The following is a 22,742-nucleotide window of genomic DNA, read 5'->3' as shown; positions in this document are numbered from 1 at the left end:
CGGTGCGGAGACCCCGCAATCGGCCCGTTGACCTGCATGAATACCCAGGTTGCAACAAGCTGCAAAGAATGGTGGGCGAGTGCTGTTCTCTCCCATACCGAGCAGCCTCCATCATGTGCTCATGCCCGCTCTTGTCACCTTGTCCGGGCGCCTCGTGCGCCTGGAACCTCTCAGCCTCGCGGTGATCGACGACCTCGTCGCCGCGGCGAGTGAAGACCGCTCCACGTATGCCTTCACCCGTGTCCCGGCCGGCCGGGACGAGATGGTCTCCTATGTGGAGGCCGCACTGGCTGAGCAGGCGGAGGGCCGCACGCTGCCCTTCGCCGTCCGGTGGCTGAACACCGACCGTGTGGTCGGTGCCACCCGTCTCATGCACCTGGAGTACTGGCAGGGCCCCATGCCCTGGCCGCCGGGTACGCGGGGCGCGGTGGGCGAGGTCCCGTCCGTGGCCGACATCGGTTACACCTGGCTGGGCGCCTCCGCCCAGGGCACGGGTGCGAACCGGGAGAGCAAGTACCTGATGCTCTCGCACGCCTTCGAGACGTGGAACGTCCACCGCATCACGCTCAAGTCAGACGTACGCAACAACAGGTCCCTGGCCGCGATAGCCGCCTTGGGCGCGCATTTCGACGGGATACGCCGGGCGGAATGCAGGGGCGCGGATGACACCGTCCGAGATACGGCGTACTACTCGATCCTGAACTCGGAATGGCCCGCGATTCGAGAACGCCTGGCCCAGAGGCTTGTCCTCGCGGCCGAGGCAGCATAAGGAAGCATCCGTGAAGGCCCCGCCGTATGGCGGGGCCTGTGTCTTGTTTGCCCCATATATGCCTGCGTCATGGCCGCCCCCGCGTTATCGGGGCCATGCCGCTGTTGACCCTCAGCATCCGCCGCGTGGCTCAACACCCGATTAAAGGCCGATCAACGCTTCGGTTAACGAATGGGCGGATGCCTATCTGTTGCGCAAGGATGGACCTATCATTTGGTAACAAATCTTTCCATTGCGTTGGAGACAGGCGACATGACTGGTCAGAGCGGCGAAGGCGGGCTGAGGTTCGCCGTGCTCGGCCCCGTCCGCGCGTGGCGCGATGGCCAGGAACTCGACCTGGGCACCCCGCTGCAGCGCTCCATTCTCGCCATGCTGCTCCTGCGGGAAGGCCGTGCGGTTACGCCGACCGAGATGATCGACGCGGTGTGGGGCGAGGACGCGCCGCCGCGAGCCCTCGGTGCGCTGCGCACGTACGTCTCCAGGTTGCGCACGGTCCTGGAGCCCGGCCGGGCGGCCCGTTCGCGGCCCGAGCTGCTGACCTCCGTCGGCCGGGGGTACGCGCTGCGGCTGCCCGACGATTCGCTGGACCTGACCCGGTTCGAGCGCGGCATCCATGAGGCCGAGGCCGCGCGCCGGGCCGGCCGGCCGCGGGAGGCCGCCGATGGTCTGCGGGGCGCGCTGTCGCTGTTCGAGGGCGAGCCGCTGGCCGGCGCCGTCGGGCCGTACACCGAGCATCAGCGTGGCCGGCTGGTCGAGCGCCGGATCAGTGTGGTCGAGACGCTCATGGACCTGGACCTGGAGCTGGGTGAGCACGCCGCGGTCGTCTCCGAGCTGATCGCGCTGACGGCCGAGCATCCGCTGCGTGAGCGGCTGCGCGCCCAGCTGATGCTGGCCTACTACCGGTGCGGCCGGCAGGGCGACGCGCTGGCCGTCTTCACCGAGACGCGCGACGCGCTGATCGAGGAGCTGGGCATCGAGCCCGGCCACGAGCTGACCGCGCTGCATCAGCGCATCCTGAGCGCCGACCCCACGCTGGCCGTGGCCGAGGTGGCCGAGGAGGAGGCGCCGGAGGAACGGGCGCCGGCGCTCGACCTGCCCCGCCCCGCCCAGCTGCCCGCCGCCGTGAGCGACTTCACCGGGCGCGCGGACATCGCCGGACGGCTGCGCACGCTGCTGTCGTCGAAGCCGGCCGAGGGCGTGCCGGTGGCCGCGATCTGCGGGATCGGCGGGGTGGGCAAGACCGCCCTGGCCGTGCACGTGGCGCACGCGGCCGACGACCTGTTCCCCGACGGCCAGCTGTACGCCGACCTGCGCGGCTACACCGACGAGGCGACCGGGCCCGAATCGGCGCTGGGCGCGTTCCTGCGCGCGCTGGGCGTGCCGTCCGACGTCATCCCGGAGCGGCTGGCCGAGCGGTCCGCGCTCTATCGGTCGCTGCTCGCCGAACGACGCATCCTCGTGCTGCTCGACAACGCCCACAACGCCGAGCAGGTCGTCCCGCTGCTGCCCGGCTCCTCGGGCTGCGCGGCCATAGTCACCAGCCGCCACAAGCTGGCCGATCTGCCCTCGGCCCGGCTGTTCGACCTGGATGTGATGGATCCGGACGAAGCCCTGACGCTGTTCGCCTCGGTGGCCGGGCCCGAGCGGGTGGCGGCCGAGCACGGCGCCGCCATGGACGTGGTCGCCGCCTGCGGGTTCCTGCCGCTGGCCGTACGGATCGTGGCGGCCCGGCTGGCCGCGCGTCCCTCGTGGACGGTCGCCTCGCTGGTGCCCAGGCTGGCCGACGAGCAGCGTCGCCTGGACGAGATGCGGGTGGGCAACCTGGCGGTCGAGGCGACGTTCGCGCTCGGCTACGGGCAGCTGGACACCGCCCAGGCCCGCGCGTTCCGGCTGCTGTCGCTGCCCAACGGGCCCGACTTCTCGGTCGGAGCGGCGGCCGCCGTACTGTCGATGAGCGCGTTCGCCAGCGAGGACCTGCTGGAGTCGCTGGTCGACGCCAGCCTGCTGGAGGCGCCCGCGCCGGGCCGTTACCGCTTCCACGACCTGCTCAAGCTGTTCGCCCGCCGGACGCTGGAGAAGTCCGAACGGCCGCAGGCCCGCACGATGGCGCTGCGGCGGCTGCTCGGCTTCTACCTGGCCTCCGCCCAGTCGGCGCACCGGCTGGCCTACGAGGGCAGCATGATCGCCGACAACCTCCAGGTGGACGGCAGCGGGCTCTCTTTCAACAGCGTCAACGAGGCCGTCGCCTGGCTGGTCGCCGAGGGCGACTCGCTGTTCGCCGCGATCAACCAGGCCGCCGCCACCGCCCGCGCTCCCGAGCCGCTGCTGCCCGCCGGTGACCTGCTGGTGGCCATGGAGCCGCTGCTGGAGTCGGGCACCCACACCCGCGAGTTCGACCAGGGCACGCGGGCCGTGCTGGCCACCGCCAGGCGCATCGGCGACGCCGGCAGCGAGTTGCGGGCCCGCTACGTGCTCGGCCGGGTGCTGTTCGCGAGCAACAAGCTCACGCAGGCCGAGGAGCAGTTCAGGATCGTGCACGATCTCTCGGTCGAGCGCGCGGAGAAGGTCGTCACCGGCGAGGTGATGAACGCCCTGGCCGTCGTCGTGGGCCGGCAGCGCCGCCACGCCGAGGCGCTGACCTGGTTCGAGTCGGCGATGCGCTGGTATCGCGAGAACGGCGTACCGGCCGGCGAGGCCCTCGTGCTCAGCTACTCGGCCCGCGACCATCTCGGCCTGGGCCGCCCCGAGGACGCGATCGCCGCGGCGGAGAAGGGCCTGGCCATCTTCACCGAGATCGGCAGCGGCGCCGGCACCGCCCGCGCCCGCTACCACCTGGGCATCGTCCTGTCGCGGGTCGGCCGCATCACCGAGGCCGTCCACCATCACGCCGAGTGCCTGGCCTTCTTCCGGGCCAGCAAGCAGCGCGTGTGGGAGCAGCGGGTCTGCTCCCGGCTCGCCGAGACGTTCATCGCCGCCAAGCGCTACCCCGATGCCGTACGGCACGCGGAAGAGGCGCTGGTGGTGTCGAGAGAGATCGGCCATCCCTATGGCGAGGCGCTCTCGCTGATGGTGCTCGGCGAGGCGCTCGAAGGTCTGGGCAGTGCCACGAGGAGTCACGACTGCCTACGGCAGGCCTTCGAGATCTTCTCGCTGCTCGGCGCTCCCGAGGCGGACGACCTCAAGGTCCGCCTCGACAAGGCCTTGATCATCAAGCCCCTCGCCGGCTCCGACGTCGAGCCGGTCGTCAGTCCTGTCGTCGATACAGTCGCCGGTCCTGTCGTCAGTCCTGTCGTCGATACGGTCGCCGGTCCTGTCGTTGATACAGTCGCCGGTCCCGTCGAGCCCTGAGTACAGCTCGTCGTCCAGACGTGTCATCCACACATGGTTGATCAAGGCTGTCCCTTTGGGAGTCACGGATCCCCCGTGATGCGTGCCTGTGGCGCGGATTGCTAGCCCGGCCGGCCATCTGACCGTCACGCGTCGCTAGGGGGCCCGGTTATCCGGATGCTCCGCGTAACGGCTAGCCGCCTCACATCGACGGCCGGCCGGACCCGACACGAGCCTCGAACCCCCCGGGCTCGTGTCTTGGTGAGAAGCCTCCACCCGGGGGGTCAACATCCGATCAACGGCCGATCAAAGCAGGAAATAACCCTCGGCGATGAGCGGCCGGATGGCGTCAGGGTGCAGGATCTCCCCGTCGCCGACCAGCTCGGCGATGACGTTGAGCAGCGGGCCGAGGGCGAGGTCGCCGTCGCAGACGCCCGCCAGGGCCGCCTCGACGGTGCCGACCTCCCTGCTGCGGCGCAGGCCGTCCGTCTGGCGCAGCACGATGCGCATGGGGTCTTCCGCGCCTGGCAGGCCGATGCGCTCGTCCAGCAGGCCCGCCACGGTCCGCAGGTGGGCCGAGTCGAGGAATTGCACCCGGTGGGCGGTCGCGATCGAGTCGAGAACGTCGTCGACGTAGTCGCCGACGGGCAGCGTGACCTGGTGGGTGAGCTGCTCCACGCGGACCACCGGGTCGAGCGTGCCCGCGTTGCGCATGGTGATCCAGCCGAAGCCGATGCCCCGCACCTTGTGCTCGTCGAACCAGGCCAGCCAGCGGTCGTAGTGCTCGGTGTAGCCGGGCGTGCCCTGTACGGCGGCGTCCCGCAGCCACAGCTCGACGTATTCGGCCGGGTCCTGCACGTCCCGCTGGACCACCCAGGCGTCGCAGCCGGTCTCGCCGAGCCAACCGCCGACCCGGTCGCGCCAGTCCTCGTCCGCCACGTGCAGCCAATTGGCCAGGAAATGGGCTTGGCCGCCCGGATTGAGGAAGCGGGGGGTCTGTCGTACGAGATCGCGGCAGAACGCGTCGCCATCGGCGCCCGTCTCGCGATAGGTCAGCTCGCCGCCGGGCGAGATGACGAACGGCGGGTTGGAGACGACGAGGTCGAACAGCTCCCCCTCGACCGGCTCGAACAGGGAACCGGCGCGGGCGTCCACCCAGTCGATCCCGGACAGCCGCCAGCTCAGCCGGGCCAGCTCCAGCGCGCGGGGGTTGAGGTCGGTGGCCACGATCTCGTCGACGCGGTCCGCCAGGTGCAGCACCTGTACGCCGCAGCCCGTGCCGAGGTCGAGGGCCCGGTGGACCGGGCGGCGGGTGACGAGCTGGGCCAGGTTGGCCGAGGCGCCGCCCGCGCCCACGACGTGGTCGGGGCGCAGCGCCGGGTCACCGGGCCGTACCTTGCGATCGGAGACGACGTAGCCGCCGGTCTCCCAGGGCTGGAGGTGCACGGTGGCGCGTACGTGCTCGCCCTCGGCGGCGACCAGGCCCGACGCGAGGGCCTCGTCGAGAACGGCGCCCGGGAACCGCGCGGCCGGAACGGCGGCGCCGAGCCACCAGAGCCGGATCAGCGCGGCCAGCGGGTCGTCGCCGGCCGTGGCGCGCAGAGCCGGGACCAGCTCCTCGCGGGACAGGGCCGTGGCCGCCATGGCGCCCAGCCGATCGCGGACGCCGTCGATCGAGTAGCCGGTCTCGAGGAGGTGCTCGCGCAGTCGTTCCACGAGACCATCCTTTCACCGCAGAATCCCGCGCATGATCCGATACCCACAGTAATCATACTGTTACCGAAACGTCCAAGCGTTTTGCAAGTGGGCCACGATATCTCTATGAAGACCCACGCTCGGTGTTAGAAGAGGAGCGGATCAATGCAGATCCCTTGCCTGGCCTGCGAGTCCCGTTTCTGGCCCGACGACTACTTCCGCGCCTGCTCCGACTACAACCGCGGGCTGGACCTGGTCTCATGGACCTGCCCCAGCTGCGGCAACCGCGACGACCTGCGGGTGCTGCCCGGAGAGCTGGGATTCGGCTACCCCTGCCGGGGCCGGTTCGACGTGCACGCGCGGGTGCGCGTGCCGGGGTTGCGCAGGCAGCGTGGCGATCTGCGGCTGGACATCTCGCTCGACACGGCCTGCTGGCGGGTGCCATCGCGGATCAGGCCGCTCTCTAGCGCTGCCGCAGGCTCTGCCAGGCGGCCTCACCGAGCCCTTTGATCTCCTCCTCCGTCGGCGTGTGGGCGCCGGCGAACCACAGCCGGCACATCTCCTGCGCCGGTCCGAGCCACAGCACGTAGCACATGGTCGGGTGTACGACCTGGAGCCGGCCGTTCTTCATGTGCGGCCGCCACCAGTCGGACACCTGGCGAAAGAAGGCGCGCCTGGCCTCCGCCACCTCGGCGCCGCCCGGCTCGTTCTTGCGCGGCGGGCGCTCGCTGACCAGGAGCCTCGCGCGCTCCGGGTGCTCGCCGGCCCACCGCATGTGCAGCGCCACGACGGCCTCGATGCCGTCGCGGGCCTCCTCGTGGCTGACCAGCTCGGCGAGGAAGGCCGCCTGATAGGCGGTGAGGATCTCCGCGTAGAGGACGCCGAAGACGTGTTCCTTGCTGGCGAAGTGGTGGTAGAAGCTGCCGACGCTTACGCCGCTCTCCTCGCGGAGGCTGGCCAGCGTGGTGGCCGACACCCCGTCCTGGCTGAATCGGCGCAGGGCACCGTCAATGATGCGGGTGCGTCCGTCGCGTCCGTTCTTGGCACTCTTCACACTGTCAATGGTGGAGCAACAGAACCTTATTCCGCAAATACCTCCGCCCGTTGGATCCTAGCGGTCACCTCGACCGATCCGGAAGTCACCTTCATCTGAGCGTCCGGCCAGAGCCTGCGGATCATCCGGAGCACTCGCCTGTTCTCCCCCAGCACGTCCATGCCGACCGTCTTCGCGCCCCGCACCGCAGCCCTGAACAACAGCACGTCGATCAAGTACGGCCCGAGCCCTTTGCCCTGCCACTCGTCGGCGACCACGACGGCGATCTCGACGTCGGCCGCGCCGCCCCGGTAGCTCATGGCGTGGCCGATGATCTCGCCGTCCAGGATCGCCACCAGGGCGTCCCGGTGATCGTCCAACGCCATGAGCACGCGCACCAGACCGGCGGCTGGGGTGCCGATGCCGGTGAAGAAGCGCAGGGTCTGCGTGTGCAGGGACAGCCGGGCGAGGAAGCGCCGGAGCCGTTCGGCGTCGTCGGGCCGGGCGGGCCGGATCTGAGTTCCGAGCATGAACTCAGCTTCTCTTGATTCTCCTGGGTCTGTCAATTGAACTCAGGTATGATATGGCGCATGAACGTGGCATTCCAGGTGAACAACTGCTCCATCGAGCGCACCTTGGACATCGTTGGGGAGAAGTGGACCTTCCTGGTGCTGCGCGAGGCGTTCCGCGGCGTCCGGCGGTTCGCCGACATGCAGGCGATCACCGGCGCGCCCCGGCAGGTGCTCAGCGCGCGACTGGCGCGGCTGGTCGACGAGGGCCTGCTGCGCAAGGAGCCCTATCGCGAGCCCGGCCAGCGCCAGCGTGACGAATACCGCCTGACCGACAAAGGGCGCGACCTCTATCCCCTGCTCGTGGCGCTCATGCACTGGGGCGACAAATACCTGGCCGACGACGAGGGGCCACCCGTGCTGCTGACCCACCGCGACTGCGGGGCGCCCATCGAGCAGCACTTCCGCTGCGCCGAGGGTCACGAGGTCGCGGGCCCCCGCGAGGTGACCGCGCTCCCCGGCTCAGGCGCCGAGCTGAAGTCCGCCTAAATCCCAGCGGAAGTGTCGCGCTGGAGGGCGCGCAGGCACCAGCGAAAGTCGATCAGCGTCAGCAGCGCCGCCCCCGACAGCAGCACCGCGACGGCCGCGGTGCGCACGATGAGGTACGTCTGGATCGTCTGGCTGAGCAGCAGCCAGAGGCTGAGCGAGGCGTTGCCGAACTGCGCGCATCCCCACACCAGCGACTGCCTGGCGAAGAAGCGCCGCATCACCGGCCGCTCGATCACGTGCTCCGGCAGCGGCACCAGGTCCTCCGCCACCCGCTGCGCCAGCGGCCGGCGCAGCCGGGCGGTCGCCAGGAACCCGGCGCTCGCGCAGAAGACGCCCAGGGTCGGCTGCAGGAAGAAGATCACCGCGCTGCCGGACAGCAACGCCAGCACCGCCCTGACGGTGACCGTGCCCGCGGCCAGCAGCACCGCCCCCGGCACCGCCCTGCGCCTGGCCAGCCGCCAGACCACACCCCCGTACACCCAGGCCACGGCCACCACGATCCCGCCGGTGATCCCGGAGAGGATCATCCCGACGTAGAAGACGGCGACGGGCAGGATCATGCCCTCGAACACACGGGGCACGGCGTGGCGCACCAGACGGCCGAACCGGGGCAGCTCGAACGCGGGCGCCTCGGACGGCGCGGCAAGCACGGTCATATGGCTTTGGAGGCGCTCTCTGGAGGGGGAGCTGATCGGACGAATCCCGACCGTACGCGATGAAGCGCCGTTCGGTAAGTGTTTCGACCAGATTGCGATTAGGTCACGCTCCGGCAGACCGAGCCAGGTGAAGGAGCACCGGCCCCGGTGCCTACCCTTGAGGGGTGTACCGGTTCCTTCTCACGCCCCGCTGGATCTCGCTCCACATCGTGGTGCTGCTGGTGATCCCGGCCTTCGTGTTCCTGGGCCGGTGGCAGTTCGGGCGCTTCGAGGAGCGGTCGGCCAACAGCACGCAGGTCACCGCGAACCTGGCGGCCGGTCCCGTGCCCGTGGAGAGCCTGGTGGGCAAGGGGGCGCGGGAGGCCGACCGGTTCAGGACGGTCACGGCCTCGGGGAGCTACGACACCACCCACGCGCTGGTGGTGCGCAGGCGGCCACAGGAGGGACAGCTGGGCTTCTACGTGCTGACCCCGCTGGTCACCGGTCCGGGTCAGGCCGTGCTCGTCAACCGCGGATGGGTGAAGGCCGGGGCGAGCGCCGACGCGCCTCCTGAGGTGCCGCCGCCACCGACGGGTCAGGTAACTGTCACCGGGAGGCTACGTCTCAGCGAGACCGAGGCGACGGCCGGAGTAAAGGAGCGCGCCGGTCTACCACCCGGTCAGGTGTTGCTCATCGACACCGGGAAGATCGGCAAGGCGCTGCCGTACCAGCTCATGGGCGGTTACGTGGAGCTCACGAAGCAGCAGCCGGCGGCGACCGCCGCGCCCGCGCCGGTGCCCGCGCCCGACGTGGGCGCCGGGGGCGGCCTCAACCTCGCCTACGGCGTGCAGTGGTGGCTGTTCATCGGCGTGGCCATCGGCGGCTGGATCTTGCTCATCCGGCGCGAGGTGGCCGACAGGAAGGCCGCGGAGAACGCGCCGGCCCAGGAAGTCGGGGCGCCCAGCAATTAAGCTGGATAGGGTGATCCGCCACATAGAGTTCGCAAGTATCTACAACTTTCGTGACGTAGGTGGATATGCCGCAAAGGACGGGCAAACCGTCCGGTGGCAACGGCTCTATCGTGCCGACTCACTCGGCTGGCTGGCGGGAGACGATCTCATCACGTTCCAGGCCCTCAAGGTGCGGACCGTCATCGACCTGCGCCATCCCTTCGAGGTGGAGCGGACCGGGCGGGTGCCCGAATCCGACGGGCTCGACTACCGCAACCTGCCCATCGAGGGCCGCCGCTGGGACGTCAACACCTACGACGACCGGCTGGGCGTCGGGAGATACCTCGCCGACCGCTACCTCGAGGTGACCGAGGACGGGATCGACAATCTCCGGTCGGCCATCGAGACGATCTCCCAGTCCGGCAGCGCGCCCGTGGTCGTGCACTGCGCGGCGGGCAAGGACCGCACCGGGCTGCTCACCGCGCTCATCCTGAGCCTCGTCGGCGTGGCGGACGAGGACATCATCGACGATTACGCGTTAACGGGCCTGGCCACCGAGCGCTTCATCGCGAGCTGGCAGCGCCGGCATCCGAACGCCACCCGATGGCCCGGTTTCGGGGTGGCCCCGGCCGAGGCGATGCGGTTGTTCCTCACCGATCTGACCGCCCGGCACGGCTCGGTCGCGAAGTACTGTACGGACGTCTTGCAGGTCGACGCGGGGATCATCGAGGAGCTGCAGAATAGTCTTCTGTCCCGGACTGATTCGATCTCCGGTGGGTAGGCGGCACCGGGGTTCGCAGAGCAGCAACCTCGCAAAGCGGACCTCATGGCCCGGGGTCGCCACATCCCCCTCCCGGCGATCCCGGGTCCTCGGGCATAGTGGATACCCAACGGAGACGTCGCAGCTTGTTCGACGTTATGCGGCCGTCGTACGGTTACCTGCGTGACTACGCCGCTGCTCCCCGATCCGGATCCGAGGCGGCGCGACTATGTGATCATCTCCGCCGACGATCACCTGATCGAGCCGCCAGACCTTTTCGAAGGCCGGCTCGCGGAGAAATACGCCGAGGTCGCGCCAAAGGTCGTGGAGACGGAGGGCGGTCACCAAGTCTGGCGCTACGGCGGCGCCACATACCCGTGTGCCGGGCTCGACGTGGGCGCCGGTCTGCCCCGCGAGCAATGGACGCTCGACCCGGTCAGGTTCGAGCACATGCGCCCCGGCTGCCACGACATCGAGGCCCGCATCGAGGACATGGACCTGGCCGGCATCTGGGCGGCGCTCTGCTTCCCCGGCATGCTGGCCGGCCAGTCGGGCATGCCGTTCGCCAGGACCCGCGACCAGGAGCTCGGCCTCGCCCTGGTCAAGGCGTGGAACGACTGGCACATCGACGTCTGGGCGGGCACCTACCCCGAGCGCATCATCGGCCTGCAACTGCCCTGGCTGCCCGATCCCGACCTCGCCGCCAAGGAGATCAGGGCCAACGCGGCGCGCGGCTTCAAGGCCGTGGTCTTCCCCGAGTTCCCGACCCGGCTGCGGCTGCCGTCGATCCACAGCGGCCACTGGGACCCGTTCTTCGCCGCCTGCGAGGAGACCGGCACCGTCGTCTGCCTGCACACCGGTGGCTCCAGCTGGTCGCCGGTACCCTCACCCGACACGCCCATCGAGGCGATCACCACGCTCATGCCGACCAGCGCGATGTTCGCCTGCGCCGACTGGCTCTGGTCGGGGCTCCCGCTGCGCTACCCCAACCTGCGCATCCTCATCGTGGAGGGCGGCGTGGGCTGGCTGCCGATGCTGGCCGCGCGGGCCGACTACGCGCTGGACCACCCCGTCGCGGGCGAGGCGCAGTGGGACGGCGGCCTCAAGCCCAGCGAGGTGCTGCGCCGCAACTTCTACTTCGGCACCCTCGACGACCACTCCCTGTCGGGGGTGCGCCTGGCGGTCGGCCTCGACCACGTGCTTCAGGAGAGCGGCTACCCGCACTCCGACTCGACCTGGCCCGACACCCAGCAGGCGGTGGCCCAGAACCTCGGCACGCTTCCGCCCGCCGACATCGCCAGGGTCGCCTACGGCAACGCCGCCCGGTTGTTCGGCCACCCGCTGCCGTCACGAGCCTGGCTGCGGATGGAGGAGTTCTAGCGGCGGCGCGGTCGCTTTGGGCCAAGCCCGTCGTCGAGCTTGCCCTGGACGCTTCCCTGGATGACCGTGCGCTCCCAGTCCACGTAGCGACCGCTCTCGCCGAGCAGCGAGGCGATCAGCCAGAGGAAGACCCCGAAGTCGTCCACGACACCGATGAGCACGAGGAAGTCCGGCACCAGGTCGATCGGCGAGATCATGTAGATCACGCCGAACCCCATCAGCGCCAGCTTGCTCTTGCCCATGCCGTCGTACTCACCGCGCATCACGGCGCCGATCATGCGCGGGATCGCTCGTAACCTGGCCATCAAGCCCGGCGTGCCGGGCTTGCTCACTTCGCGGTATGTACGCCAGGCCGCCGCAGCCCGTCCTGCCTTCGCCATCATGTCGCTCCTCATACCCGGGCCTCTCACGACATAACGCGTCACGGCCGGAACCGAGTTCCCGAACTCCCGGCGTTCGGCCTCCTCGGCCTTCTCGGCCTCCTCGGTCTTCTCGGCCTCCTCGGCCTCCTCGGTCTTCTCGGCGATCAGCGCAGGGCGGCGTGCTCGAACGGCCGGGCGGCCTCGATCTGTGCCGCGATCCTGACCAGCAGGTCCTCCCGCCCGGCCGCGGCCACCAGCTGGACGCCCACGGGCAGGCCCGCCGCGTTCCGGTGCAGCGGCAGCGAGATCGAGGGCTGGCCTGTCGCGTTGACCGGCGCGGTGTAGGACACCGCGTGCGCGGTCCTGCCGAACGCGGTGCTCAGGTCGTCCGGCGGGATCCACCCGAGCGGGAACGGCGCGACGCCGAGCGACGGCATCAGCAGCAGGTCGTACCCCGACGCCCACCACCCGGCCATCCGCCTGCGGAACCCGTCGATCCACTGGGTGGCCAGGATGTGGGCGGCGGCGCCGTGCCCGCGCCCGGCGCCGACCATGGCGGCGTTGCGCGGCTCCAGTTCCTCCAGCTCGACCGGCTTGCCGCGCCAGACGCCGACGTTCTCGATCTCCGCGGCCAGGTTGTTCGCCACGATGGCGCCGAAGTGGGCGGGGAAGTCCGGGTCGCCGAGCGCGTCGGGGCAGCCGGGGGCCACGTCGTGGCCGAGCGCCGCCAGCAGGGCGGCGGCCCCCTCGACCGCCTCGGTCAGCTCGGCGACCGCCGGCACGTCGTCTCTCGGGTGCGTGGCGACGAAGCCGACGCGCAGCCGTCCAGGGTCCGCGCCGACCTCCTCGGCGAGCGGCCGCGGCAGGTGCGGGGCGTCGTAGGGGTCGCCCTGTACGTAGCCGGACACGAGGTCGAGCGCCGCGGCGGTGTCGCGCACGCTCCTGCTGACGAATCCCGGGCACGAGAAGCCGCTCCACCCCTCGCCGGCCGACGGGCCCGCGCTGGAGCGCCCACGGGTCGGTTTGAGCCCCACCAGCCCGCACAGGGCCGCCGGGATGCGGATCGAGCCGCCGCCGTCACTGGCCGTGGCCAGCGCCACCATCCCGGCCGCGACCGCCGCCGCCGAGCCGCCGCTCGACCCGCCCGCGGAGTAGGCCGGGTCGTAGGGGTTGCGCGTGGGTCCGTACGCCACGGGCTCGGTGGTGATCGTGCTGCCGAACTCGGGAGTGTTGGTACGGCCCAGCACGACGAACCCCGCGGCCCGCAGCCGGGCCGTACCGTATCCGTCCTCCTTGACCACGACGCCGTCGAGCGTCCGCGAACCCGCGCTGTACGGCTCGCCCGCCTGCGGCCAGCCCAGGTCCTTCAGCAGGATCGGCACACCGCGGAAGGGGGCGTCGGCGGGGATGGCGTCGAGCTCGGCCAGCGCCCGCTCGAACCGGCGGTGGATCACCGCGTTCAGCTCGCCGTCGTGCGCCTCGATCGCGGTGATCGCCGCCTCGACCAGCTCGCGCGGCGACACCCGCCCATCGCGGACGGCCGTGGCCTGCTCGATCGCGTCAGACCTCAGCACGTCGTCCATCGCATCCTCCCGGACTGGTCGATCGCGTCACGCCGTCGCATCCTCCCGGCCGGGTCGGTCGCGTCACATCTCAGCACGTCGGCCATCGCTTCCTCCCAGTCAGGCCGTGGGGGCCAGGTCGCGGACGGCCTGCGTGATGGTCACCTCGCCACCCGCGATGGGCGCGAGGACGGGGGTGTCGAGGCCGTTGTCGATGTACTCCTGGATCCTGGCCCGGCAGGTCGCGGCGTCGCCGTGCACGACCAGCGAGTCGACCACCTCGTCCGGGATCGCCTTGAGCGCGGCCTGGCGGTCGCCGGCCGCCCACGCCTCGTGCATGGGCCGCAGCACCTCGCCCCGGCCGAGCCAGTCGTGGAAGGCGGCGTAGGCCGGCACGGTGAGGTAGGCGGCCAGCATCCAGCGGGCCAGCGCGCGTACCTTGTCGGTGTCCTCGCTCACGCAGACGAACAGGCGGGCGATGAGCTCGGTGTCACCGATCTCGGCGCGCACCTTCCGTACGTCCTCGGGCGAGAGCCAGTTGGTGATCGCGCCGTCCGCCTCCTCAGCGGCCAGGCGCAGCATCCGGGGCCGCAACGCCGCCAGCACGACCTTCGGCGGGATCTTCGGCGCCCGGTCCAGCTTGAATCCCTTGATCTCGAACGTCTCGTACCGCTGCGACACCTTCTCCCCCGTCAGCGCCTCCTTGAGAAAGCGCAGGGTGTCGCGGGTCCGCGCGTACGGCTTGGCGAACTCGACCGCGTTCCAGCGCTCCACGATCGCCGGGGAGGAGGAGCCGATGCCGAGCAGGAACCGGCCGGGCGCCAGGTCGGCCAGCGTGGCGGCCTGCATCGCGAGCAGCGCCGGGCCGCGCGTGAACACCGGCACGATCGCGCTGCCGAGCCGGATCCCCGGCGCCCACTGCGCGGCCATGGCCAGCGGCACGAACCCGTCGACGCCGTTGACCTCGGCCGACCACGCGTCGGTGTAGCCGAGGGCGGGCAGCTCCGCGATCAGCTCCTGTGAGTCCGCCAGTGAACGGTCGGTGAACGGGATCGTCATGCCCCAGTTCTGAGTCATCGCGGCCTCCAGCTTGCCCCTCGCGGGGGGATCAGGCGTCAATGTCAGGTAGGCCGACCATACCAACCGACCGGTATGTAGTCGCCGCCCTGAGCACACTGACCCGCCGCGCACTCAGCCGCCTTGCCGGACGTTTTGGCGGGCGTCGTCTTGCCGGACGTTTTGGCGGGCTTTTGTCGGGTCAGGCGCGCAGCTCGTGGACCGCCGCGATGAAGTCCTTCGTGATCCCCCGCAGCCCCGGCAGGTGCGACAGGCCGACGAGCCGGTCCACCAGCGGGACCGTCACGTCGATCAGGCGATGCGTACGGTCACAGCCGGGCGAGGTGTCGTGCACCCAGAACAGCACCATGCCCATCGACAGCAGCCACAGCAGCTCCGGCAGCTCTTCGCGCAGCTCGGAGTTCATCCGGTCGCGCGCCCCCTCGACCACCTGCCGGTAGATGTCGATCGACGCCTCACGGGCCGGCGAGGACTGGGCGCTGAACGGGCTCAGCGGGTTCGTGGGCTCGGCGGCATGCTTGAAGAACTTCACCGCGAACTCGTGATAGGGCTCCGAGACCCGTACCCACTCGCGCAGCACCCCGCTCAGCCGGGCGGCGAACGACGACTCCGTGGCCAGCAGCTCACGGCAGGCCGCCTCGTGCTCGGCCTGGGCGCGGTCGTAGTACGCCTGGATCAACGCCTCCTTGCTTTCGAAGTAGTAGTAGGCGTTACCGACGGATACACCGGCCTCGGCCGCGATGGCCCGCATCGTCGTCGCATCGAAGCCGCGTTCCCGGAACAGCCGCAAAGCCGTCTCGACAATGACTTCCCGGGTGCTCTCCGGTCCTCGGTTTCGGGCTTCGGACACGTTCGTCACTTTACGTGGTAGTCGTGCGTTAGGTCAGGAAGGATCACGGTGATCGCCACCACAGGGCAAAAATCCCGGTGAGATAGGGGTTAGCTCCTGCGAAGGATGGGATTGATGTTTCTGGCGGAAGGGCTATTCCGCGAAAAGGCATCGACATGTGGATACGTGGAACAGTACGGCTGGTAGCGGTCGTATTCCTCAACATTGAGATCTCCATAATCGCGCTGGCGTCGGCCGCTTCCGCCGCTTCCCAAGCACCCGGCAGGGCGCCGCGGCAGACACCATCACCGATCACTCGGTCCTACCACATCGGGGGGACGATCGAGGCGCGCCGCTGGCACCCTTCGGTGGATCCGGCCGACTTCGGCCGGGACCCCGCCCCGAACCGCGGGGGCCCCTCCGCCCACGGCCAGAAGTCGATCGGGCGCGACCCTGACACGCTCGCGGGCGTGCCGGAGTCGTCGGTCCCAGAACCGATCACCTTCGGCCCGCTCGCGAACGAGAACGGCCCGGCCGCGCTCCTGCGGGACCCGGGAACGGCGACCGGCGGCCTGGAGACGGTGGCGGCGGTCGTACGTCGGCCGGACGCGATGGTACGTCGCCCGGACGCGGTCATACGTCGTCCGGACGCGGTCGTACTGGACAGGGATGCGCTTGTGCGGAACCGGGATGTGCTCGTGCGGGACCCGGAGAGGGACGCGAGCGGGCCAGAGACGCCCGTAAACGGCCCAGAGAGGGCCGTACGCGACCGCGACGTGGCCAACCCGCCGACGATGTCACAGGATGCCGCACCAGTCGCTCTGCGACCCGACTCGTCGGCCTCACCGGCCGAGGTGTCCACTACCGCGGCGCGCCCCCTGTCGTCCGCGCCTCACCCGGCCGCCGTGACCATGCGGAAGCTCCAGGCCGACACCATGCGAAAACCCGGCGCCGCCACCCCGCGGAAGCCGGGCGACGCCACCATACGGAACGCCGCCAAACTCCAGAAAGCCGGCAAGTCGCAGAAGGCCGACGTGGACCTGGCCCGCGTCAAGCCCAGGTACGCGACCGTACACATGTCCCACGCGCTGGCCGCCGACTGGCTGCGTGATGAGGGCCTGCGTACGCATTCGTCGGGACACTGCACGAGCAAGCAGGTGTACCGCTGCACATCTCTGGAGGACGTCCGCACCTCGACCATCTCGCGGGTGATCGGCATCAAGCGCCAGAGCGGCTGCCCCGTCCTGGTCACCGGCGGCACCGAAGCAGGCCACGCTCCGGGCCCGTACAGCCACGGAAACGGCTACAAGCTGGACATCACCCATAACCCATGTATCGATCGATACATCACCAAAAATCACGATAAGTCCGGCATCCGGGGCGACGGGGCCGCCCTCTACCGAGCACCCTCGGGCACGGTCTTCGCCGACGAGGTGGACCACTGGGACATCTTGTTCCGGTGACACGGCCCTGGTGACACGGCTTCGTGATACGCCCAGATGACAGGGCCAGCGGCCCAGACGGCGGCGCGCCGTGCGAACCCGCACGACGCGCCGCCTACCGGGAGCCCCGGAGAAGCGACCAAACCTCACGAGGGGCGACTACAACTCGCGGACGAGCGACTACAGCTCGCTCGCCACCAGCTCGGCGATCTCAGCGGCGTTGAGCGCCGCACCCTTGCGCAGGTTGTCACCACACACGAACAGATCCAGCGTGTTGGGGAAGTCCACCGCCTGCCGGATCCGCCCGACATAGGTCGGGTCGGTGCCCACGACGTCGATCGGCGTCGGGTAGACCCCGTTGGCCGGGTCGTCCATCAGCACCACCGTCGGCGCCGCCTCCAGCACCCGGTGCGCGTCCGCCACCGTGATGTCGCGCTCGAACCGCGCGTGCACCGCCAGCGAATGCGTGGTGATCACCGGCACCCGGACACAGGTCGCGGAGACCTTCAGGTCGGGGATGCCGAGGATCTTGCGCGACTCGTTGCGCAGCTTGAGCTCCTCGGAGGCCCAGCCACCCTCCTTGTACGAGCCCGCCCACGGCACCACGTTGAACGCGATCGGCGCCGGGAACGGCGACTCCTCGGGCAGCTTGTTGCCCAGCACCTTGCGTACGTCGCCCGCCACCTGGCCGATCGACCGGTCACCGGCCAGCGCCTCGACCTCGTCGTACAGCCGCGCGGAACCGGCCACGCCCGCGCCGGAAACGGCCTGGTAGGAGGCGACGACGAGCTCCTTGAGCACGTATTCGGCGTGCAGCGCGCCCATGGCCGCCATCATCGACAGCGTGGTGCAGTTGGGGGTCGAGATGATGTTGCGCGGCCGCAGCCGGGCGTCGAGCGGGTTGACCTCCGGCACGACCAGCGGGACGTCGGGCTCCATGCGGAACGTGCCCGACTTGTCGATCGCGATGGCGCCACGCTCGGCTGCGATCGGCACCCACACGGCCGACACCTCGTCGGGTACGTCGAAGATGGCGATGTCGATGCCGTCGAACACCTCGGGCGCCAGGGCCTGCACGACGACGTCCTCGCCGCGCACCCGGAGCAGCTTGCCGGCCGAACGCGCTGAGGCGACGAGGCGTACCTCGCCCCAGATGTCGGCGCGGGTGGAGACCAGGTCGCGCATGACGGTGCCCACGGCCCCGGTCGCGCCGATCAACGCCAGATTGGGCCTGCTCATCGTCCTGAACCTCCGTACACCACTGCTGAGACCTGGTCCGCGTCGAGATCGAAGGCCCGGTGCGCGGCCGCCACGGCCGTGTCCACACCGTCCTGCCCGACGATCACCGAGATGCGGATCTCCGAGGTGGAGATCATCTCGATGTTGACCCCCGCGTCGGCGAGAGCCGCGAAGAACGTCGCCGTGACGCCCGGATGCGAGCGCATGCCCGCCCCGATCAGCGACACCTTCCCGATCTGGTCGTCGAAGAGCAGCGACTCGTAGGCGATGTCACCCTGGATCTTCTTCAACGCCGTCAGAGCCGTCGAGCTGTCGGTCGTGGGCAGCGTGAAGGAGATGTCGGTGCGGCCCGTGGCCGCGGCCGAGACGTTCTGCACGATCATGTCAATGTTGATCCCGGCGTCCGCCAGAGTTTTGAAGATCGCGGCAGCCTCGCCGACCTTGTCGGGAACCCCGACAACGGTGATCTTGGCCTCGCTCCGGTCGTGCGCGACGCCGGAGATGATCGGCTGCTCCATCTCGGTTCCTTCGCTGTAAGGATCAGAAACGACCCAGGTGCCTTCTTTGGTGCTGAACGAACTGCGTACGTGGATCGGCACATGGAAGCGCCGAGCGTACTCGACGCAGCGCAGGTGCAGGATCTTCGCACCGCAGGCAGCCATCTCCATCATCTCGTCATAGGAGATCTTGGGGATCTGCTGTGCCGCGCCCACGATGCGGGGGTCTGCAGTGAAGATGCCGTCGACGTCGGTGTAGATCTCGCAGACATCCGCGCTCAGCGCGGCGGCCAGCGCCACGGCGGTCGTGTCGGAGCCGCCGCGGCCCAACGTGGTGATGTCCTTGGTGTCCTGCGAGACGCCCTGGAACCCGGCCACGATCGCGATGTGGCCCCGGTCGAGCGCCTCACGGATGCGGCTCGGCGTCACGTCGATGATGCGCGCCTTGCCGTGCGTGGAGTCGGTGATCACACCCGCCTGCGAGCCGGTGAACGAACGGGCCTCGTGCCCCAGGTTGGCGATCGCCATCGCCAACAGGGCCATCGAGATGCGCTCGCCGGAGGTCAGCAGCATGTCGAGCTCGCGGCCCGGAGGCAGCGGCGACACCTGCTCGGCCAGGTCGAGCAGCTCGTCCGTCGTGTCACCCATCGCGGAGACGATCACGACCACGTCGTTGCCGGCTTTTTTCGTCGCTACGATCCGCTGCGCGACCCGCTTGATGCAGGACGCGTCGGCGACGGACGAACCACCGTACTTTTGCACAACGAGCGCCACGAGAGTCTCCCGGTTCGGACTGTGAGCTGCCAGTCTACTGGGGGCCTCTCATGGACCTGATGGTTCATACCACTATGTGGATGATCACACCGTCGTGGCTTCCTCCGCCACGTCGAGCCGCGAATGGGCGGCGAGTGCCTGAAGTGCCCTCATGGCCGCGCCCGCGTGGTTGCCCCACGTATTGAAATAGGAGTATTGCCACCACCACAGCGCCTCGTGCGGCCGCCCGGCCTGAAAATGCCGCAGCCCGTGGATGAGGTCGGCGGCGACCGCCGTCAGGTCGTCGGAGAGCCGGTATGGGGTGACACCCGTGTCCTTGTACGGGTCGAACACCTCGGCGTAGTCGTCGACCGCCTCCAGCAACTCCGACATCGCGGTGCGTACGCCGTCGATGTCGGGATCCTCACTCAGCGGCGGCTCGTAGTTGCCCGAGAGGATCACATCCTCGTTGGCGCCGAGCTTGGCGCCCGCGAGACTTACCTGCGCCACTTCGACCAGCAGTAGCGACCAGATGGCGTCGCCGCCCTCGCCGCCGGCGACCCTGGTCAGGCCGTCCACATAGTTCTGCGCGTGAGCGGCGATCTCCTCCGCCAGCGCGCTCCACTGGTCAGACATCCAGCAGCCTCCGTCCTTCGAACGCGCGGCCCAAGGTCACCTCGTCGGCGTACTCGAGGTCACCGCCCACAGGCAGACCGCTGGCCAGTCGTGTCACTTTCAGACCCATCGGCTTGACCAGACGGGCAAGGTAGGTAGCCGTCGCCTCCCCCTCGAGATTGGGGTCCGTGGCGAGGATGAGCTCCGTGACCCGGCCGTCGGCCAGGCGCGTCATGAGCTCCCGGATACGCAGATCGTCAGGGCCGACGCCGTCGATCGGGCTGATCGCGCCGCCGAGCACGTGATAGGTCCCGCGGAACTCGCGCGTCTTCTCGATCGCGACGACGTCCTTGGACTCCTCGACCACGCAGATCACATGAGTGTCGCGCCGCTGGTCGCGGCAGATGCGGCACTCCTCCTCGGCGGCCACGTTGCCGCAGACCCGGCAGAACCTGACCTTCTCCTTGACCTCCAGCAGGGCGTGGGCCAGCCGCTTCACGTCGGCCGGGTCGGCCGCCAGCAGGTGGAACGCGATCCGTTGCGCGCTCTTGGGACCGACGCCGGGCAGCATGCCGAGCTCGTCGATCAGGTTCTGGACGACCCCTTCGTACATGGCCTAGAACCCTGGCAACTGTCCGAGACCGCCGCCGCCGAGTCCCTGGGCCAGCGGGCCCAGTTTCTCCTGCTGCAGGTCGGCCGCCGCGCGAACGGCGTCGCGTACGGCGGCGATCACCAGGTCGGCGATCGTGTCGGCCGTGTCCTGAGGGTCGTCGGCGTCTATGACGCTCGGGTTGATCTTCAGCTCGAGCAGCTCTCCCGAGCCGTTGACCACGGCTGTGACCATGCCGCCGCCGGCCGAGCCCTCGATCTGCGCGTCGTTGAGCTCCTGCTGGGCGCTCACAAGCTGCTGCTGCATGAGCTGTGCCTGCTCCAGCAGCTGCTGCAGGTTGACATCCCCTGGGTTCACCGTCGTGCGCTCCTCGTGGCTCCGCGTTCTTGACTGCCACGAGCCTACGGTGTTTGGGCGTCGTCATGTACTGCGGCATCCCCAACGTTTCGCCTTGGCCGGATCCCGGCCCCCCTCCAGTGTCCGAGACCCGGCCAACACGTCGGCCGGAGCGGCCGCACCACGCCGACGCGTTGCCGCACGCTAGCCGCGGCAACGTTGCACACGCGTTGCGATCGTTCAATCACCCCTTGCAATCCCCCCGAACCGGTTGCGGCCGACAAGCGCGAAGCGGATGCTCACCGTAAGGGGTTGACTACTTGGAGTGGCCCATGTGTCACACTCATCCGGAAGCGCACTCTCGCGGGGCGCGCGCGGCGGCGGTTATGGAGGAGGCGGCGTCGGAGGGACCCTACGGGATGGTCACCACAGAGCTGCGCATCGACCCGCAGGACACGAGCCTCGACGTCATGAGCGTCGACCGGGAGAACGCGCACGAGATCGGGAACGCCCACGACCTCCGCGAAGTGCACCCGTTGCAGCCGCTGCTCCCCTTACTCGCCCAGTCACTCGCCCACATAGCCGACGAATCCGCCCACATGATGGTCGTGACGGACGCCGACGGCAGGGTTCTGTGGCGCGACGGCAACCCTGGCGTCCTGCGTGACGGCAACCCTGGCGTCCTGCGCGTCGCCACCGAACCCGACCGAACCGAGTCCTGCACCGACAGACCCCTTAGGCGCATCCTGCACGTACGGTCACGCAGCGCCGCCCCGATCATCGACCCCGACACCGACCGGGTGCTCGGCTGCGTCGACATCAGCGGCACCGCGCGCTCCCCGCACCCGGCCACGGTCGCGCTGGTCTGCGCCACGGCCAAGCTCGCCGAGACCCAGCTCGCCCTGCGCATGCACGAACGCGACGAACGCCTGCGCCGCCGCTACGAGGCACTGGGCGGCCACTCGGGCATCCTGCTCTCCCCGACCGGACGTGTACTCTCCGGAGACCCGCTGGGCACGCTCGGCGAACGGCTCCCGCTGCCCGCCCCCGGCGAGCGCATGATCCTCCGGGACGGCCGTTTCGTCCTCCTCGAACCCTTCTCCGAGGGCTACCTCCTGCGCGCCGCACCCCCTGCGTCCGCCCCAGCGCCCGTCCCCACCCGCCTCCGCCTGCACGGCTTCCTCGGCGAAGGCTCGCCGACCGCCCTGGTGGGCGAGCACCGCCTGCCACTCTCCCTCCGGCACGCCGAGATCCTCGCCCTCCTGGCCCTGCACCCCGGCGGCCTCAACGCCGAACAGCTCTCTTTCCATCTGTACGGCGACGACGGCAATCCGGTGACGATCCGGGTCGAGATCCACCGCCTCCGCGCCGAGCTCGGCGACACGATCGGCGCCCGGCCGTACCGTCTGACCTCACCTATAGAGGCCGACTTCCTGGAACTCCGGGGCCTGCTGGCGAGCTCGGACCCCGCCTCACTGGCCCGCGTCTACGCCGGCCCCCTGCTGCCGCGCTCGGAGTCGCCTGAGATCCGCCGCGAACGGGACGAATTCGAGGTCCAGGTACGTACGTGCCTGCTGCTGCGCGGCTCACCTGATGATTTGTGGGCGTACGCGCAGACCTCCGGCGGACGGGAGGACTTCGAGATCCTGCAGCGCCTCGCGACCACCCTCCCCGCGACTGACCACCGCGCCGCCGCCGCCCAAGCCCGCCTACGCGCCTGAAACCGCCGCCGCCCGACCCCGCCCGACCCCGCCTGAAACCGCCGCCGCCCGAGTTCGCCTACGCGCCTGAGACCTCCGGTTCACCGCATACC

The 22,742-nt window shown here is 69.7% G+C and carries 22 protein-coding genes; 9 read left to right on the top strand and 13 right to left on the bottom strand.

The window, feature by feature from the left end:
- Positions 1-121 precede the first annotated feature (121 nt).
- Positions 122-769: a GNAT family protein gene (locus tag AB0J16_RS04385; protein WP_358534511.1), complete on the top strand. Its 648-nt coding sequence runs from the start codon at positions 122-124 to the stop codon at positions 767-769.
- A gap of 252 nt (positions 770-1,021) precedes the next feature.
- Positions 1,022-4,117 carry a BTAD domain-containing putative transcriptional regulator gene (locus AB0J16_RS04380; RefSeq protein ID WP_358534509.1) on the top strand — a complete coding sequence of 1,032 codons (3,096 nt, stop codon included), beginning with the start codon at positions 1,022-1,024 and terminating at the stop codon, positions 4,115-4,117.
- Positions 4,118-4,402: 285 nt separating this feature from the next.
- Here AB0J16_RS04380 and AB0J16_RS04375 read toward each other — a convergent pair whose 3' ends face one another.
- Positions 4,403-5,812, bottom strand: a complete 1,410-nt coding sequence (locus tag AB0J16_RS04375) for a methyltransferase (protein WP_358534507.1) — start codon at positions 5,810-5,812, stop codon at positions 4,403-4,405.
- 144 nt (positions 5,813-5,956) lie between these two features.
- Between AB0J16_RS04375 and AB0J16_RS04370 the strand changes: the two genes are divergently transcribed.
- A complete protein-coding gene (locus tag AB0J16_RS04370; RefSeq protein ID WP_358534505.1) occupies positions 5,957-6,301 on the top strand; it encodes a hypothetical protein in 345 nt (114 codons plus the stop codon).
- Here AB0J16_RS04370 and AB0J16_RS04365 read toward each other — a convergent pair.
- Together AB0J16_RS04365 and AB0J16_RS04360 are read right to left on the bottom strand one after the other, a co-directional pair.
- Positions 6,255-6,845 (bottom strand): TetR/AcrR family transcriptional regulator, encoded by a 591-nt coding sequence (locus AB0J16_RS04365; RefSeq protein ID WP_225302223.1) that lies wholly within the window; start codon positions 6,843-6,845, stop codon positions 6,255-6,257. The two genes, AB0J16_RS04370 and AB0J16_RS04365, sit on opposite strands and share 47 nt — an antisense overlap.
- A gap of 26 nt (positions 6,846-6,871) precedes the next feature.
- A complete protein-coding gene (locus AB0J16_RS04360; RefSeq protein WP_358534503.1) occupies positions 6,872-7,354 on the bottom strand; it encodes a GNAT family N-acetyltransferase in 483 nt (160 codons plus the stop codon).
- 60 nt (positions 7,355-7,414) lie between these two features.
- On the opposite strand from AB0J16_RS04360, the gene AB0J16_RS04355 reads away from it, so the two are divergent.
- Positions 7,415-7,882: a helix-turn-helix domain-containing protein gene (locus AB0J16_RS04355; protein WP_358534501.1), complete on the top strand. Its 468-nt coding sequence runs from the start codon at positions 7,415-7,417 to the stop codon at positions 7,880-7,882.
- Here AB0J16_RS04355 and AB0J16_RS04350 read toward each other — a convergent pair.
- Positions 7,879-8,538, bottom strand: a complete 660-nt coding sequence (locus AB0J16_RS04350) for a VC0807 family protein (protein ID WP_358534499.1) — start codon at positions 8,536-8,538, stop codon at positions 7,879-7,881. The two genes, AB0J16_RS04355 and AB0J16_RS04350, sit on opposite strands and share 4 nt — an antisense overlap.
- 164 nt (positions 8,539-8,702) lie before the next feature.
- On the opposite strand from AB0J16_RS04350, the gene AB0J16_RS04345 reads away from it, so the two are divergent.
- From AB0J16_RS04345 to AB0J16_RS04335, 3 genes are all read left to right on the top strand, one after another.
- Complete coding sequence (locus AB0J16_RS04345) at positions 8,703-9,488, top strand: SURF1 family protein (RefSeq protein WP_358534498.1); 786 nt, start codon at positions 8,703-8,705, stop codon at positions 9,486-9,488.
- Positions 9,489-9,498: 10 nt separating this feature from the next.
- A complete protein-coding gene (locus AB0J16_RS04340; protein ID WP_358534497.1) occupies positions 9,499-10,248 on the top strand; it encodes a tyrosine-protein phosphatase in 750 nt (249 codons plus the stop codon).
- Between the two features lie 162 nt (positions 10,249-10,410).
- Complete coding sequence (locus tag AB0J16_RS04335; protein ID WP_357937844.1) at positions 10,411-11,607, top strand: amidohydrolase family protein; 1,197 nt, start codon at positions 10,411-10,413, stop codon at positions 11,605-11,607.
- Here the strand turns inward: AB0J16_RS04335 and AB0J16_RS04330 are convergent.
- The 4 genes from AB0J16_RS04330 to AB0J16_RS04315 form a co-directional block, all read right to left on the bottom strand.
- Positions 11,604-11,990 carry a YkvA family protein gene (locus AB0J16_RS04330; RefSeq protein WP_358534496.1) on the bottom strand — a complete coding sequence of 129 codons (387 nt, stop codon included), beginning with the start codon at positions 11,988-11,990 and terminating at the stop codon, positions 11,604-11,606. The two genes, AB0J16_RS04335 and AB0J16_RS04330, sit on opposite strands and share 4 nt — an antisense overlap.
- 143 nt (positions 11,991-12,133) lie before the next feature.
- Positions 12,134-13,552 (bottom strand): amidase, encoded by a 1,419-nt coding sequence (locus AB0J16_RS04325; RefSeq protein WP_358534495.1) that lies wholly within the window; start codon positions 13,550-13,552, stop codon positions 12,134-12,136.
- Positions 13,553-13,651: 99 nt separating this feature from the next.
- On the bottom strand, positions 13,652-14,608 hold the full coding sequence (locus tag AB0J16_RS04320; RefSeq protein WP_358534493.1) for an LLM class F420-dependent oxidoreductase: 957 nt from the start codon (positions 14,606-14,608) through the stop codon (positions 13,652-13,654).
- A 181-nt stretch (positions 14,609-14,789) separates the two neighbouring features.
- Positions 14,790-15,458 carry a TetR family transcriptional regulator gene (locus AB0J16_RS04315; protein ID WP_357937857.1) on the bottom strand — a complete coding sequence of 223 codons (669 nt, stop codon included), beginning with the start codon at positions 15,456-15,458 and terminating at the stop codon, positions 14,790-14,792.
- A 347-nt stretch (positions 15,459-15,805) separates the two neighbouring features.
- Between AB0J16_RS04315 and AB0J16_RS04310 the strand changes: the two genes are divergently transcribed.
- The gene (locus AB0J16_RS04310) at positions 15,806-16,900 is read left to right on the top strand and encodes a hypothetical protein (RefSeq protein WP_358534491.1); all 1,095 of its coding nucleotides are present in this window, start codon (positions 15,806-15,808) and stop codon (positions 16,898-16,900) included.
- 159 nt (positions 16,901-17,059) lie between these two features.
- Here AB0J16_RS04310 and AB0J16_RS04305 read toward each other — a convergent pair whose 3' ends face one another.
- The 5 genes from AB0J16_RS04305 to AB0J16_RS04285 all read right to left on the bottom strand — a co-directional run bounded on the left by AB0J16_RS04305 (position 17,060) and on the right by AB0J16_RS04285 (position 20,950).
- Positions 17,060-18,118 (bottom strand): aspartate-semialdehyde dehydrogenase, encoded by a 1,059-nt coding sequence (locus AB0J16_RS04305; RefSeq protein WP_357937863.1) that lies wholly within the window; start codon positions 18,116-18,118, stop codon positions 17,060-17,062.
- Complete coding sequence (locus AB0J16_RS04300) at positions 18,115-19,389, bottom strand: aspartate kinase (protein ID WP_357937866.1); 1,275 nt, start codon at positions 19,387-19,389, stop codon at positions 18,115-18,117. Before AB0J16_RS04300 ends, AB0J16_RS04305 begins: the two co-directional genes overlap by 4 nt.
- Positions 19,390-19,473: 84 nt before the next feature.
- Entirely contained in the window at positions 19,474-20,004 is a 531-nt protein-coding gene (locus tag AB0J16_RS04295) for a DUF5063 domain-containing protein (protein WP_358534489.1), read from the bottom strand.
- Positions 19,997-20,596 carry a recombination mediator RecR gene (recR, locus tag AB0J16_RS04290; RefSeq protein ID WP_225302238.1) on the bottom strand — a complete coding sequence of 200 codons (600 nt, stop codon included), beginning with the start codon at positions 20,594-20,596 and terminating at the stop codon, positions 19,997-19,999. Before recR ends, AB0J16_RS04295 begins: the two co-directional genes overlap by 8 nt.
- Before the next feature lie 3 nt (positions 20,597-20,599).
- Positions 20,600-20,950, bottom strand: coding sequence for a YbaB/EbfC family nucleoid-associated protein (locus AB0J16_RS04285; RefSeq protein ID WP_225302239.1), 351 nt, complete (start codon positions 20,948-20,950; stop codon positions 20,600-20,602).
- Between the two features lie 398 nt (positions 20,951-21,348).
- Between AB0J16_RS04285 and AB0J16_RS04280 the strand changes: the two genes are divergently transcribed.
- Entirely contained in the window at positions 21,349-22,650 is a 1,302-nt protein-coding gene (locus AB0J16_RS04280) for a helix-turn-helix domain-containing protein (protein ID WP_358534487.1), read from the top strand.
- Positions 22,651-22,742 lie beyond the last annotated feature (92 nt).

This window comes from Nonomuraea sp. NPDC049750, from assembly GCF_040659625.1.
Lineage (GTDB): Bacteria > Actinomycetota > Actinomycetes > Streptosporangiales > Streptosporangiaceae > Nonomuraea.
This window is presented reverse-complemented; position numbering and strand designations above follow the sequence as displayed.

Coding starts and splice junctions, on each gene's coding strand:
- AB0J16_RS04385 (WP_358534511.1), top strand. CDS start 122: ATGCCCGCTCTTGTCACCTTGTCCGGGCGCCTCGTGCGCCTGGAACCT.
- AB0J16_RS04380 (WP_358534509.1), top strand. CDS start 1,022: ATGACTGGTCAGAGCGGCGAAGGCGGGCTGAGGTTCGCCGTGCTCGGC.
- AB0J16_RS04370 (WP_358534505.1), top strand. CDS start 5,957: ATGCAGATCCCTTGCCTGGCCTGCGAGTCCCGTTTCTGGCCCGACGAC.
- AB0J16_RS04360 (WP_358534503.1), bottom strand. CDS start 7,354: ATGCTCGGAACTCAGATCCGGCCCGCCCGGCCCGACGACGCCGAACGG.
- AB0J16_RS04355 (WP_358534501.1), top strand. CDS start 7,415: ATGAACGTGGCATTCCAGGTGAACAACTGCTCCATCGAGCGCACCTTG.
- AB0J16_RS04350 (WP_358534499.1), bottom strand. CDS start 8,538: ATGACCGTGCTTGCCGCGCCGTCCGAGGCGCCCGCGTTCGAGCTGCCC.
- AB0J16_RS04330 (WP_358534496.1), bottom strand. CDS start 11,990: ATGATGGCGAAGGCAGGACGGGCTGCGGCGGCCTGGCGTACATACCGC.
- AB0J16_RS04325 (WP_358534495.1), bottom strand. CDS start 13,552: ATGGACGACGTGCTGAGGTCTGACGCGATCGAGCAGGCCACGGCCGTC.
- AB0J16_RS04320 (WP_358534493.1), bottom strand. CDS start 14,608: ATGACTCAGAACTGGGGCATGACGATCCCGTTCACCGACCGTTCACTG.
- AB0J16_RS04305 (WP_357937863.1), bottom strand. CDS start 18,118: ATGAGCAGGCCCAATCTGGCGTTGATCGGCGCGACCGGGGCCGTGGGC.
- AB0J16_RS04295 (WP_358534489.1), bottom strand. CDS start 20,004: ATGTCTGACCAGTGGAGCGCGCTGGCGGAGGAGATCGCCGCTCACGCG.
- recR (WP_225302238.1), bottom strand. CDS start 20,596: ATGTACGAAGGGGTCGTCCAGAACCTGATCGACGAGCTCGGCATGCTG.
- AB0J16_RS04280 (WP_358534487.1), top strand. CDS start 21,349: ATGGTCACCACAGAGCTGCGCATCGACCCGCAGGACACGAGCCTCGAC.